The sequence below is a fragment of the Bartonella sp. bp_1 genome (assembly GCF_055808085.1).
Genome location: NZ_CM147851.1, coordinates 2,056,629 through 2,070,045 on the forward strand (window position 1 = coordinate 2,056,629; position 13,417 = coordinate 2,070,045).

The window sequence follows — 13,417 nt, forward strand, 5'->3', positions numbered from 1 at the left end:
AAATCTGAAACCGGTTTAAATGCTGCCTCTATCACTTCTGGTCTATTTGGCACCTGTTGCAAAAAGCTTTTCTGCCAACACTTGAAGTTTTCTATCGTTTTCTATGTTATAGGCAAGCAACTCACAGGCCAATTTGCCATCAGCAGCAGCATAGACCGAATAAATCCCGTCATCGCGAATAAACGCTTCACGACCGCCATAACGTATCTTGCGATAATAGTCGCTCTCTTTTGACCAATACTGCATCTCGCCAACCCGATCTTCATCACATTGATAATCGATAACAGTAACCTCACTCACATCATCAACACGCACAATGCCTCTATCAAGAATGGCACGACCATCATGAAAGCTTTGAATCACCCCCCAGCCATCAGGCAAGGCCAGTGTTTTGCCGGTTTGCGCATTGGTAAACTGATGGGCAATTTCAGGCGGATTATCGGGCAGGGCGGCAACCAGCTGCTCAATGATATCAATACGTTTTGCCCTGTCCTGATCGCGCCCGTCATCATCAACATAAACACTCGAGCGGATCGTCCAGATACGGTTTTTTAAAACCACCAGATAATAAAAAATGGTATAATGGGCAACCGGAAACGGTACCACGGCCCTTCTTGATTGCGCCTTCCAGACAGGCCTTCCCGATATGGCTACCTTTTTAAACGGATCAAGCAATTCACGTTGTTCATAATCGGCAATTTTGTGCTGCAAACGCTTCTCGCTGAATTCCGGTGCCACCATTTCGCTTGATAGCGTTATCGAAAAATTTTTGGCACGAATATCGATACCGCCATCATAATCTTGCTGCTCAATGCCTGTGCCTGATGAAACAGCCATCATCACGTCTCGACCAAGATTGATTTTAGTCCTTGTCCACGGCAGTAACAGCAGAAAATCCTCGCCGTCATCCAAAGGTTTCATGGAGGGCAGAACAAGCTGAAACAGGTCGAGAATATCGCGATAATGTTTCTTGTCCTCACCGTCATAAAACTTGACACCCCACATCTGGCCATCAACATCAATGTGGAATTCGCGCGGCTCACGCTTATCATCATAGGATTGGATGGGATAGCCGGACAGTTCGCCGTTGGGGACAAAATCAAACGTGTCATGGCTAGAGGGGTCATCATCATAAAGGCTATGGCTACCAGGATGAAGCGTGAGTGACACCGAAGTCAATCGTGAGTTGATTGCGATATATTGCGTCGATGTTTCTATCACTTCCGCGCTGATATCTTCAGGCAGCATAAGCATGCGTCCGGTTGCCGGATTTTGCCACCAGTCGGCATGGGCGCTTGTAACAAGCGCCCATGTCCACAGCAACGCGAACCAGAACAAAAGTCTAGAAATCAATCGCCCGCCCCTTTATTTCCCAATCGCCATAGCGCGACGGGTCTTCACCGCCGCGGCCGCCCAGTTCCTTCGGTGTATTCTTTTTAGCCATCTCAAGCTGTTTGCGGCGCTCTTCCGCTTCTTTCAAGGCGCGTAAAGCCTCTGGCGGTAGATTCTTTTTCTCGCCTACCGGATTTTCCTGCATTTTTTCAGTTTTTTCATTCATTTCGCCAACCATGGATATTGAAGAAACAGCACACGCGCCCCATCATATACAAGACTTATAAAGAAAATGGAGTTTATCGGCAATGAATATGATGCGGACCGCCATGCTATTGGCTTTCATGACGGCGCTTTTTATGGGTGTCGGTTATCTGGTCGGCGGCGGAAGCGGTGTTATAATTGCTTTATTGATCGCAGCTGGCATGAATCTTTTTTCCTATTGGAATTCGGATAAGATGGTCTTGCGCATGTATGGCGCCAAGCAAGCCGATGCACATTCAGCCCCCGAATATTATAGGATTGTCTCCGATCTGGCACGCAAAGCCGGCCTACCACAGCCCAAAATTTACATTATGGAAAATCCGCAACCCAACGCCTTTGCAACCGGTCGCAATCCTGAAAATGCAGCTGTTGCGGCAACAACAGGCCTTTTGCAACGTTTAAGTCCGGAAGAAATTGCCGGCGTCATGGCGCATGAACTGGCACATGTGCAAAACCGCGATACGCTAACCATGACAATCACCGCGACAATCGCTGGCGCTATTTCGATGCTTGGTAATTTTATCCTGTTTATGGGTGCAGGGAACCGCGATTCCAACGGGAACTCCAATCCGCTTGGTTTGATCGGCGTGGTCATTGCCATGGTCGTTGCTCCCTTTGCTGCCATGCTGGTACAGATGGCCATTTCACGCACACGCGAATATGCGGCAGACAAGCGCGGCGGCGAAATTTGCGGCAATCCGCTATGGCTCGCATCGGCCTTGAATAAGATTGCCCGCGGAGCCCATGAAATGGTCAATGAAGAAGCCGAACATAATCCGGCAACCGCCCATATGTTCATTATCAATCCGCTGAATGGTTCAGGAACGGACAGTCTTTTTTCCACCCATCCGGCGACAGAAAACCGTATTGCCGCCTTGCGCCAACAGGCAGAAGAAATGGGGGCCCAGATGACAACAGCAAGTCCGCATCAAAATATGCGGCGAACAGTAAAACGTCCGAATTGGATGCGTAAAAGATAAAATACAAAAAAAGAGGAAAGGCTATGGCTGGAGGGTGGAGTATAGACGGCGCTGTCGAAGAACAGATTGAAGCCAGTCTTGATGATGCGCTATCACTGGCACGTAAAAATTTGCCAACTGGTGAAAGTGCCGAATATTGCAATGAATGTGGCGAACCGATACCGGAACCACGCCGCAAAGCCCTGCCCGGTGTGCGCTATTGTATTGTCTGTCAGCAAGCTTTGGAAAAAGAACGACAAGTCACCAGCACCTATAACCGTCGCGCCAGCAAGGATAGCCAGCTGAAATAGAAAGCATAATCCCTCCGCAATTGACCCCTTTTCATGATCGGGCTACAAGCAACCAAAGCGAGCACCGATCATGACGACAAAACGCCCCCATAAAAAACAACAACAGAGAATAGAAGCCGATATTCCTGGTCTCGCAACCCGTCAAACCGCAGCCCGTCTGCTTTCTGCCGTTATTGATAAAAAAACCTCTCTGGACGGTTTGACCGACAATGAACACGGCCACCCGCAATATCTGGCACTTGAACCGCGTGATCGCGCCTTATGTCGCGCTATATTGGGCAGCAGTCTTCGCCACCGTGCGACGATTACGGCTGCATTGGCAAATTTTCTTGACCGGCCTTTGCCGGCTAATGCATTGTCGCTCAACCATATTCTCCATATCGGCTGCGCCCAAATTCTCTATCTTGATATTCCAGATCATGCCGCCATTGATCTCTGTGTGACGGCAGCCAAACTTGACCCGCGCAATAGCCGATTTTCCGGTCTGGTCAATGCGGTCTTGCGCAACATTGCCCGCCATGCAGACACTCTTAAAAATGATACCGCTGCTATCGCCAATACACCTGAATGGTTCAATGATATACTCATACAAAATTATGGATCAGAAAAAGCCAAGGCCATTATCGCCATACAAAATGAAGAGCCTTGCCTTGATCTGACCGTAAAAGACAATGCACAAGAATGGGCAAAAAGACTCGGCGGCATGACCCTGCCCAATGGCACGGTACGAATAGAACGCTTGAATGGCTCACTGACGGAACTGGATGGTTTTGATAACGGCGAATGGTGGGTTCAGGATGTCGCCGCCAGCCTTCCCGCCCGCTTGATGGGCAACATAAAGGGCAAACATATTGCCGATCTTTGTGCCGCACCGGGTGGAAAAACAGCCCAACTGGCAATACAAGGAGCCCATGTCACAGCGCTTGATCTCTCCGCGAACCGGCTAAAACGGCTAAAATTCAATATGGAACGTCTTGGTTTGAAAGTTCAGACATGGGCAGGTAATCTTAAAGATTATCAACCCGAACAGCTTTTTGATGCCGTCCTTCTTGATGCGCCCTGTTCATCAACCGGTACAATCCGACGCCATCCTGATGTTCTATGGACCAAAAATCTGGATGATGTAAACAAATTGGCCGCCCTACAATACGAGCTTCTTGAACATGCGATTAATTTAACAGTTAAAGGTGGCACCATTGTTTTTTCCAACTGTTCGCTGGCAAAGCAGGAAGGTGAAACGCTGGTAGAAAAACTGCTTGCAACCCGCCAAAACATTACGCTCTCTCCTATCCAGCCTGATGAACTTAAAGGCATGGAACAGCTGGTTACTCGTGAAGGCTATCTGCGCACAACACCCGCCGACCTTCCCCACGATAATCCAGCCTTAGCCGGTATGGATGGTTTTTTTGCCGCCCGTTTAATCAAGAACTGATTTGAAGCAATCCACGCAACAGATTTCCATTCTGATTCCTGTCATCAAAATGAACAGTTGTTAAAGCCCTTGGCTGACGACGCACGTCACCAAGAAACACCCGTTTTTTTAAAAAAACACCAATAATTTTTAAGCCAGCCTTTGCTATTGCGAATAAACACCTCAATCTCAAAACAGCCATAATAAAAATACTTAGAATCAACATCCGTTTTTTCAGCGTCATCTCCTAAAAGTTAACCATTCATTCACTATAATTGAAGACAATGGCTTCAATCATGAAAGGGAGAAAATACTTTGGTGAGTGCTTTAACCACCAGCCCGTTATCCGGCACCTTACAAGCAGCAGATCATTTTCTGCGGCTTTTTCGCCGTTTACAGATAGGGCCTTTGTTCCGGTGGCGCTTTTCCGGTTTTTCCCCTCAATATATCCGTGATATTCCTGTTGATCTACATCTTGCCGACCCGGAGCTTGCCCATGAAATCTATCATGGCCGTTTTGCTCTAGCCGGTCGTATTGTGCAAGCCGGATCAATCTCTCCCTTCCGTGTCGAACCACCAAGCCTTGGATGGGAAACAGCACTGCATGACTTCGGCTGGCTCCGCCATATGGCAGCGGCCAAAACCGGTATCGCTACTGCCCATGCACGTTCACTACTTCTCGACTGGATCAAACTTGTCTCCTCACCAATCAAGGGGACACCATGGCAAGGAGAAGTTATCGGCCGTCGGATCATGAGCTGGCTATCCCATGCTGATATGCTGCTTAATGATGCCGCTCCCAGTTTTTCTAAGAAATTTTTAAAGTCCTTGGGTTTCCAAGTGCGGTTGTTACGTACGCTTGTGCGTTCAATGGATGATAATGAGAAACGATTGACAGCCGAGATTGCATTGGTTTTTGCCAATCTTGCTCTTGATGTCCCACTAAAACACAAAAAGCGTGGCATCCAAGCACTAGAGCGATCTCTCAATCGTCAAATTCTGCCTGATGGCGGACATATTTCACGCAATCCTGCCATCCTGCTTGATCTGCTGGCTGATCTTATTTCTCTACGGCACAGCTTTATCCATTGCACAACAACACCGCCACGCAATCTTGTCGACACGGTCGAACGCATGTTGCCGGCCTTGCGGTTTTTCCAACATCAAGATGGTACATTGGCACGTTTTAACGGTGTCGGCCCTCTCTTGCCTGAACGGCTGGCCGTCATTCTTGGTCTTGATGAAACGGCTGGGCATCCATTTTCCCACGCCCCGCATTCCGGTTATCAACGCCTGCATGCCAACCATACCACCATCATCGCCGATACCGGTGCAACACCGCCGCGTACAGCATCTGAACAGGCCGCAGCCGGTTGTCTTTCTTTTGAATTATCATCAGGAAGCCGCCGTTTTATCATCAACTCCGGCATTGATCCTTACGGACGTGATGATATGCGCTTTCTGGGCCGTACCACGGCAGCGCACTCAACCGCAACAATCAACGACACATCATCATGCCGGTTCCGTACAAAAGGTTTACGCGCAACCGCGCCTATTCTGTCCGGCCCTAGAAACATCAAGGTAGAACGTATCGAAGGACCGGAACGCAACGGCTTTATTGCCAGCCATGACGGCTATGTCAGTACATTTAACCTGTGTCATGAGCGCGGTATCGTGCTCAATCATGATGGCACGATTATTGAAGGTTTCGACCGCTTTTTCTCACCCGGTCTTGACCTGCCCAAAACCGATGGCGGTACACAGGCAGCCATTCGCTTTCATTTGCATCCCGATGTCGAAGTCAGCTATGCCAGCAATGGTATCAGACTTGAAATCATGGGCGGTGATGTCTGGACATTCTCATGTATGGATGCCGATATTGAGCTTGATGATTCCATTGATTTTGCCGCTTTGAATGGTCCGACACGCACCCGCCAAATCGTTTTGAACTGTCATCCTGCTCTTCATCCGCGCATTCGCTGGCGCATGGTCAAAATTGTATCCGAATAAAATATATCAACGCAAAACAACGGCCCCTTTCAGCAAAAGCAGGGATAACCGCTGTTAAAAGATAGGATTTTTGTCGGCCCTGTGTTATCAGCCCTGAGATAACCGAAATTTCAATTTTCAGGACTTTGTTATGGCTGTTTCATCCAAACACATTCCCGCACCCGATCTGTTTCGTGTGCGTCGCGCCCTTCTTTCTGTTTCCGACAAAACCGGTCTCATCGAGTTTGCACAAAAGCTACACCACCACGGTATCGAGCTAATCTCGACCGGCGGCACATCAAAAGCAATCGCTGCGGCAGGACTTCCGGTCAAGGATGTCTCCGATATTACCAGTTTTCCGGAAATCATGGATGGCCGCGTTAAAACATTGCATCCGGGCATCCATGGCGGCCTTCTGGCTGTGCGCAATGATCCCGAACATGAAGCAGCCATGAAAGAGCACAATATTGTCGGCATCGATCTGGTTGTCGTCAATCTCTATCCATTCGAAGAAACCGTTGCATCCGATGCCGATACTGATACCATCGTAGAAAATATCGATATTGGCGGTCCGGCCATGATCCGTGCTGCAGCAAAAAACCATGGCTATGTCGCCATTGTCACCGATCCCGATGATTACACACAAGTTCTGGCCGAGCTGGATAAATATGAAGGCAGTCTCAATTTTGCCTTCCGTCGTAAACTTGCAGCGCGTGCTTATGCCCGTACCGCTTCTTATGATGCCGCAATTTCAAACTGGTTTGCTCGTGAACTTGAAATTGATACCCCGACATGGCGTGCTTTGGCTGGCAAACTTGATTCGGTCATGCGCTATGGTGAAAATCCACATCAAAGAGCCGGTTTCTACCTCACCGGTGAAAAACGCTTTGGTGTTGCAACAGCTGAAGTCCTGCAAGGCAAACAACTATCATACAACAATATCAATGATACAGACGCCGCTTTCGAGCTTGTTGCCGAGTTTGATCCCAAACGTACATCCGCTGTCGCCATTATCAAACACGCAAACCCTTGTGGTGTAGCCGAAGGCAAAACACTTAAAGAAGCCTATCTCAAAGCACTTGCCTGTGATCCTGTTTCCGCCTTTGGTGGCATTGTTGCCCTAAATAAGCCACTGGATGAAGAAAGTGCCGAAGAAATTGTCAAAATTTTCACCGAAGTTATTATCGCACCTGATGCAACACCGGCAGCCCGTGAAATTGTTGCCGCCAAGAAAAACCTCCGCCTGCTCATCACCGGCGGTTTACCTGATCCCCGTGCCAATGGTCTGACAGCCAAAACCGTTTCCGGCGGTCTTTTGGTCCAGTCGCGTGATAATGGCGTGGTCGATGACCTCGATCTGAAAGTTGTCACCAAAAGACAACCGACCGACAAGGAAATGGAAGATCTGAAATTTGCTTTCCGCGTGGCCAAGCACGTCAAATCGAATGCCATTGTCTATGTCAAGGATGGCGCAACAGTCGGCGTTGGTGCCGGCCAGATGAGCCGTGTTGATTCGGCCCGCATCGCGGCTCGTAAAGCGCAGGATGCCGCTGAAGCCGCAGGGCTTGAAAAACCTTTGACCATTGGTTCGGTTGTCGCCTCTGACGCCTTTTTTCCCTTTGCCGATGGACTATTGTCAGCGGTTGAAGCCGGTGCCACAGCCGTCATCCAACCCGGCGGATCGATGCGCGATGACGAAGTGATCAAGGCAGCCGATGACAACAACATCGCCATGGTCATGACAGGCATGCGCCATTTCAGACACTAAACTGAAAAACACAAAGCCCCCATATGGGGGCTTTAATCTATCTTAAGGATATGCAGACAACATTCCCGTCCACCAATGCACACTGCATAATATTTTGAGCCGCCAGTGCATCGACGATTGCCTGAAAAACCGCATATTTATCAGCGACCGATATCAGGCCCTGTCCCAAAGGCTTCGTGAATATCTTATCCCAATCAAGTGGTGCAATTTCATCTGTTATGCTTTTAACAAGGCAGGATGCTACAAAAATATAACCATTAAAGCCAACCTTTGAGTGGATATCGTCAACCACAATCGCTTTCAAAAGCGTTGGCACGGCCCGCAAGCCCATATTATCTATTTCATCATAATGGCGATAAGCTTCCCCATAGCGATGATCAAAGCCTGTTTTTGCTTTTTCACAGCCTACATCATAATAATCTATCGAATTTAATATTTTCGCTATATCGGGGTTTTCATAAAACCGCGACTGCTCGGCGTGTGCATATATAGGTACAAAGGCAAACATAACCACAATAAGAAAACCACGCAGTATTGTGCCTGCGCCAAAGGCATGTAACTGTATGGTCTTCAAAATTTAAGTCCCGGTATGGCAAGAGGATTATCACTCAATGCCTGCCGGTCGGCAGTATCAATAGACGGCACATCCGTAAACGCATCAAAAAGACGTCTAATCTCATCTTTGTCAATACCATCGACAATCATCACAAGACGCGTATTATCCACGCCTTGCGGCCAATGGTCCAATCGTTGAGGCGGATGGAACAATGTCTGTACACCATGAATAATCACCGGCTTTGACGGATCTTCTGCCAGCTTGACGATTCCCTTCATCCGCAGCATTTTTTTACCATGCAGACCGCGCAGCAAATCGATAAATGCATCTAGCGCCGCATAGGGAATCGGCTTGTCATGGGTCAAGCTAAAAGCACGGATCGACTGGTTATGACGATTGACATCATGGTGATGGTGGTCATGATGGCCATTTTCCAACTTGAGCCAGCCTTGCACATCAACACGCTTTGCCCCTTCATCAAATATCCCACAATCAATCAATATTGCCGCAGAGATATTAGCCGCATCAACAATATCGGCTGATGGATTGAGCCTTTGCAAATGGGCGCGTAATACATCAACTGTTTCTGCCTCGGCCAGTTCAGTTTTGGTTAATACCAGACGATCGGCAAAAGCCACCTGTCTGGCCGCTTCCTGATGCGCTTGCAATGTTGCCATGCCATTGACGGCATCCACCACCGTTATGACACTATCAATCTGAAAAGACTGCAACATGGCAGGATGCCCCAAAAGAGCCTGCAATATCGGTGCAGGATCGGCCAATCCTGTTGTCTCGATAACAATACGGGCAAGGTGTTTGATTCGGCCCGTTTGCAAACGGTCGATCAAACCGGCAAGCGTATCCATCAAGTCACCACGAATGGTACAACATAGGCATCCATCAGAAAGTTCGATGACACCTTCATCGGCTGTTTCAACGAGAAGATGATCAATGCCGACTTCACCAAATTCATTGATAATAACGGCTGTATCCTTCAACGCTGGATCATTGAGAAGAGCGTTCAACAAAGTGGTTTTGCCAGCACCCAAGAAACCGGTCAGGACTGTAACAGGAATACGCCTATCCATAGAGCCTACTCGGTTGTATAGGGTGGACGCTCACCCGGAACAGGCACTTTCCATAACGGAAGTTCACCCGACTTTGTCGGAGCCGGTTCACGCAAAGGTCGCACTTCCACGACATGGGGCTGGTCATTCAATACTGCAATAAAAGGAGAATCAAAGATGGTTTTACCCTTTTCATCACGATATTGCATCCGCACTTTCCATGCTTCTTCATTGCAAATCAATTCACGATTGTCGGTTACCTGTGAAAGCTTTTGACCATAAGGCTGCATGGTTGCCAAAGTGACCTGTGCCGATCCCTGTTTGCTATAACCGTCATTCAGAAGCTTGGCAGCCAATTCTTCCCGTTGGTCGACACGCTCTGCCCCTAAAACAACCGCAATCAATGTACGGCCGCTACGTGTAGCTGATGCAACCAAATTAAAACCGGACGCACAAATAAAACCGGTTTTCATACCATCAATCCCGGTAAAACGGCCCATCAAATTATTGGAGTTACGCTCGATTTTCTTGCCACTCCCATAATCAATCGCCTCGATTGAAAAATAATGCGCATATTGAGGAAATTCGCGCCTGATCTGTGTTGCCAACAAAGCAATATCGCGCGCCGTTGAATAGTTAGCAGGATTGGGCAGACCATTGGCATTAGCAAAATGGCTGCCAATCATACCAATACGGCTTGCTTCAGCATTCATACGCGCAACAAAAGCCTCATCCGACCCGCCAACCGCCTCACCAATTGCCATGGCAATATCATTGGCCGACTTGACCATCATGATCTGCAAAGCTGTATCAAGCGTCAAAACCGTGCCCGCTTTATAGGGTGAATGCGAAGGCGGCATGCGTGCTGCCTGCGGTGTAATAAGCACTTCTGTCTGCGGCGTCACTTCACCTTTCTGCATGGCACGAAAAGTCACATAAGCCGTCATCATCTTAGTGAGCGACGCCGGATACCAACGGTCAAAGGCCTCATGATGCTCAAGTACACGGCCTGTCTGCACATCTACCAATATATAAGGATTGGCCAATGCCCGATTGATGCCTGCCAAAGCAAACATGATAGTCATCAAAAATATAAGCCGTTTTTTCATATCAACCTACTGCGAACCAAATGATAATCTTATGAAACATGTCTTTAAGGAATTAGGGAAGCAAAGACAAAACACATCTGCGTTGGCGGCAAAATAGACTTAATAGTCGCCTTCGTCAAAAAAAACATTATAATAAAAAATCGCGAGGAGAGGTCGCAACAAAATGCCGCAGTATAATAGCATTGAAGCAGGCTTCAATCGTACTTATTTTAAAGTCTGGAAACAAATGCATTGAGAGTGGGAAGGAAAGCACATGTATGAACGTATCCTAGTTGCAACCGATGGGTCAGAGCTCGCCGACCGCGGTGTTGATGCTGCTATTGAACTGGCGAAAAAGACAGGCGGTGAACTTTTTGCTGTCACCGTTACCTCTTTAATGCCATCTTATGGCATTGTCGTGGGTTCAGAATGGGCCTCAAGTCCCGGTGCACTTGATGACTTTCGTAAGGAAATGGAAGATGGTGCCAAGAAAATTCTGGATGTCGCCCTGAACAAAGCCAAACAGGTCGGTGTCAAAGCCAAAGGCATCCATGCTGAAAACCAACTGGCCGCTGCCGGTATTGTCGATGCTGCCAATGAGCATGACGCCGATCTGATCATTGTTGCTTCCCATGGACGGCGCGGTGTCAATCGCCTGATCCTCGGCTCACAGGCATCTGAAGTGATTGCCATGAGTGAGCGTCCGGTGATGGTCGTCAAATAATATTGCAATTCATCCAAACACGAAACGGAGCGCTTGAACGCTCCGTTTTTTATAAAACACCCGGTACTGCCCGTTGAAGAACCTTATGGACTGTATAGACAAATACTACTTTGACACCATCCCCCGGCAGAAAGGCAAGGTTGCCTTTTATCAACCAACCGATTGCAACTTGGCTTGTTAAAAGCAGCCATAAAATACCAAAAATATAAATGACGAAGCAACCTGCAATCAGAATAGTAATTTCCTTGAATGGCGTAGAATTCGATTTTATCCGGTCATAAAGAAAACCGATAAAAAGGGCTGAAAAACCATAACCGAAAATATAACCGCCCGTTGGCCCGAACAACGGCCCCAGCCCACCGGTACCGCCTGTCAAAACCGGCAAACCAATAGCAACCAATATCCAGAAAATAATCGACATGAAAAAAGCCCGGTGCCCGCCTAACAAAGCGCCTGCCAGCATAAAGCCCAAACTTTGTGCTGCAATAGGCACCGGTATAAGCGGAACCGGTATCGGAGGAAAAAGGCCGAGCGCAGCCGTAAAAGCCGCAAACAGGGCAATCAATACAATATCCTTGATACTCATTTCTGTTCTCTTATCCCCCGACCACTATTATCATAGCAACGCGCCTCAATGGCATCGGCAATATCATCACTCATTTTTACCATTCTGATAAGCAAGGGCACAAGAATAGCCAAATAATGCGACTCCAATCCGCGTGCTTTTTGTGCTTCTCGCACTTGGGAAGCCATATGCGACATAACCGGTACAAACCGGATTGTAAGCGCAATCGCCAAAGATAAACGGGCCGGATTAAGACCGGGCAGCGGTATCAAGGCAAAGAACCACTCCAATGTTGCAAGCATTCTAGACATTGGTGTGGTCATAGTCACAAGGCTTGCAAATAAAATCATCGCAATAATTTTAATCACATTGTTTAATGCACTTTGCCAATCAACACTGAAATATTGGATGAGCAACAGCAATATAAGGAACCACCATAACCGTGCCAGCTGTTTAAATGGTTTCTTCCATGTATATCCGGCAATCCTGAAAAGGACCATCACGACGATCAACATAGGTAGCGAAATTCGGAAATCCCGGATAAAAAATAATGCGATGCTAAAGCCAAAAAGAATACCAAGTTTCAATCCTGGCGCCATCTTTTGAATGAAATTTTGCCCTCTATCCATCAGCCATTAAATTCCGATAAAAAGAAATTGCCTGTTGCGGCCTGTCATCACAGACAATACGTCCCTGATCAAAAACCAAAACACGATCAAAACTATTCAGCAAATCAAGATCATGAGACACAATAATAACTTGCTGTTCAAGCGCTTCTATAACCTTGGAAATGATACGTTTATTACGCATATCCAACTGGGTTGTCGGCTCGTCAAACAAGATTATTTCTGGCTGCATGACCAAAATACCGCATATAGCCAACAACTGTTTTTGGCCGCCACTGAGAAGATGGGCAGGAGCACGGCGCTGGCTTTCAAGATGATATTGCGCCAGCATCTGATTTATACGACACTTGATTTCATCTGAATCAAGTTTCAGGTTTTTCATACCGAAAGCGAGATCTTCCTCAACAGTCGGCATGACAATCTGGTTATCAGGATTTTGAAAAACAAAACCGACCTTGCGGCGGATTGCCTTACCCTCTTTGACCGTATCCAATCCATCTATTTCAACCTGCCCGTCACTTGGCAATAACAACCCGTTGAGCAGCCGTAAAAAAGTACTTTTGCCACAGCCATTGGCCCCGATCACCGCAAGGCGTCTCTCATCCAGCTGTACCGTAATACGATCAAGGATCGTCTGGCCTTCCCTGCGGAATGAAACATGGTCAAGCCTGATCATAAGCAGAACATAATCCGGTATTGGAAAAAACGATATATTGACGAACAAGCGCTTGCCAATCAAAACAATTTTCTTTGCTCA

At 47.6% G+C, this 13,417-nt stretch carries 15 protein-coding genes; 6 read left to right on the plus strand and 9 right to left on the minus strand.

Translation table 11 applies throughout. The annotated features are described in order from the left end of the window. Nucleotides 1-42: 42 nt before the first annotated feature. Together ACYZ97_RS10245 and ACYZ97_RS10250 are read right to left on the minus strand one after the other, a co-directional pair. Complete coding sequence (locus ACYZ97_RS10245; protein WP_473298617.1) at nt 43-1,353, minus strand: hypothetical protein; 1,311 nt, start codon at nt 1,351-1,353, stop codon at nt 43-45. Further along, nucleotides 1,343-1,558 carry a DUF1674 domain-containing protein gene (locus ACYZ97_RS10250; RefSeq protein ID WP_473298618.1) on the minus strand — a complete coding sequence of 72 codons (216 nt, stop codon included), beginning with the start codon at nt 1,556-1,558 and terminating at the stop codon, nt 1,343-1,345. Before ACYZ97_RS10250 ends, ACYZ97_RS10245 begins: the two co-directional genes overlap by 11 nt. Nucleotides 1,559-1,640: 82 nt before the next feature. Here ACYZ97_RS10250 and htpX point away from each other — a divergent pair, with 82 nt between their 5' ends. From htpX to ACYZ97_RS10265, 3 genes are all read left to right on the plus strand, one after another. Then, on the plus strand, nt 1,641-2,576 hold the full coding sequence (htpX, locus tag ACYZ97_RS10255; RefSeq protein WP_473298620.1) for a zinc metalloprotease HtpX: 936 nt from the start codon (nt 1,641-1,643) through the stop codon (nt 2,574-2,576). 23 nt (nt 2,577-2,599) lie between these two features. Beyond that, the gene (locus ACYZ97_RS10260) at nt 2,600-2,866 is read left to right on the plus strand and encodes a DksA/TraR family C4-type zinc finger protein (RefSeq protein ID WP_473298621.1); all 267 of its coding nucleotides are present in this window, start codon (nt 2,600-2,602) and stop codon (nt 2,864-2,866) included. A gap of 70 nt (nt 2,867-2,936) precedes the next feature. Beyond that, a complete protein-coding gene (locus ACYZ97_RS10265; RefSeq protein ID WP_473298622.1) occupies nt 2,937-4,298 on the plus strand; it encodes an RsmB/NOP family class I SAM-dependent RNA methyltransferase in 1,362 nt (453 codons plus the stop codon). Here ACYZ97_RS10265 and ACYZ97_RS10270 read toward each other — a convergent pair. Continuing rightward, nucleotides 4,288-4,521, minus strand: a complete 234-nt coding sequence (locus ACYZ97_RS10270; RefSeq protein ID WP_473298624.1) for a hypothetical protein — start codon at nt 4,519-4,521, stop codon at nt 4,288-4,290. The two genes, ACYZ97_RS10265 and ACYZ97_RS10270, sit on opposite strands and share 11 nt — an antisense overlap. Before the next feature lie 74 nt (nt 4,522-4,595). Between ACYZ97_RS10270 and ACYZ97_RS10275 the strand changes: the two genes are divergently transcribed. Both ACYZ97_RS10275 and purH read left to right on the plus strand, forming a co-directional pair. After that, complete coding sequence (locus ACYZ97_RS10275) at nt 4,596-6,287, plus strand: heparinase II/III family protein (RefSeq protein ID WP_473298625.1); 1,692 nt, start codon at nt 4,596-4,598, stop codon at nt 6,285-6,287. Between the two features lie 130 nt (nt 6,288-6,417). Beyond that, on the plus strand, nt 6,418-8,034 hold the full coding sequence (purH, locus tag ACYZ97_RS10280; RefSeq protein ID WP_473298626.1) for a bifunctional phosphoribosylaminoimidazolecarboxamide formyltransferase/IMP cyclohydrolase: 1,617 nt from the start codon (nt 6,418-6,420) through the stop codon (nt 8,032-8,034). Nucleotides 8,035-8,071: 37 nt separating this feature from the next. On the opposite strand, the gene ACYZ97_RS10285 is transcribed toward purH, so the two are convergent. Genes ACYZ97_RS10285 through ACYZ97_RS10295 form a run of 3 tightly spaced genes read right to left on the minus strand, consistent with a single transcriptional unit; the run spans nt 8,072 to nt 10,742 of the window. Further along, the gene (locus tag ACYZ97_RS10285) at nt 8,072-8,608 is read right to left on the minus strand and encodes a hypothetical protein (RefSeq protein WP_473298628.1); all 537 of its coding nucleotides are present in this window, start codon (nt 8,606-8,608) and stop codon (nt 8,072-8,074) included. Further along, nucleotides 8,605-9,678 (minus strand): CobW family GTP-binding protein, encoded by a 1,074-nt coding sequence (locus ACYZ97_RS10290; protein WP_473298629.1) that lies wholly within the window; start codon nt 9,676-9,678, stop codon nt 8,605-8,607. Before ACYZ97_RS10290 ends, ACYZ97_RS10285 begins: the two co-directional genes overlap by 4 nt. 5 nt (nt 9,679-9,683) lie before the next feature. After that, complete coding sequence (locus ACYZ97_RS10295; RefSeq protein ID WP_473298631.1) at nt 9,684-10,742, minus strand: D-alanyl-D-alanine carboxypeptidase family protein; 1,059 nt, start codon at nt 10,740-10,742, stop codon at nt 9,684-9,686. Nucleotides 10,743-11,019: 277 nt separating this feature from the next. Here ACYZ97_RS10295 and ACYZ97_RS10300 point away from each other — a divergent pair, with 277 nt between their 5' ends. Then, on the plus strand, nt 11,020-11,469 hold the full coding sequence (locus tag ACYZ97_RS10300) for a universal stress protein (RefSeq protein ID WP_473298633.1): 450 nt from the start codon (nt 11,020-11,022) through the stop codon (nt 11,467-11,469). Between the two features lie 49 nt (nt 11,470-11,518). On the opposite strand, the gene ACYZ97_RS10305 is transcribed toward ACYZ97_RS10300, so the two are convergent. From ACYZ97_RS10305 to ACYZ97_RS10315, 3 genes are read right to left on the minus strand one after another with little or no spacing between them, the layout of a single operon-like run. After that, a complete protein-coding gene (locus ACYZ97_RS10305; RefSeq protein ID WP_473298635.1) occupies nt 11,519-12,055 on the minus strand; it encodes a biotin transporter BioY in 537 nt (178 codons plus the stop codon). After that, nucleotides 12,052-12,663 (minus strand): energy-coupling factor transporter transmembrane component T family protein, encoded by a 612-nt coding sequence (locus tag ACYZ97_RS10310; protein WP_473298637.1) that lies wholly within the window; start codon nt 12,661-12,663, stop codon nt 12,052-12,054. Before ACYZ97_RS10310 ends, ACYZ97_RS10305 begins: the two co-directional genes overlap by 4 nt. Then, on the minus strand, nt 12,656-13,342 hold the full coding sequence (locus tag ACYZ97_RS10315; protein WP_473300684.1) for an energy-coupling factor ABC transporter ATP-binding protein: 687 nt from the start codon (nt 13,340-13,342) through the stop codon (nt 12,656-12,658). Before ACYZ97_RS10315 ends, ACYZ97_RS10310 begins: the two co-directional genes overlap by 8 nt. Between the last annotated feature and the right edge of the window lie 75 nt (nt 13,343-13,417).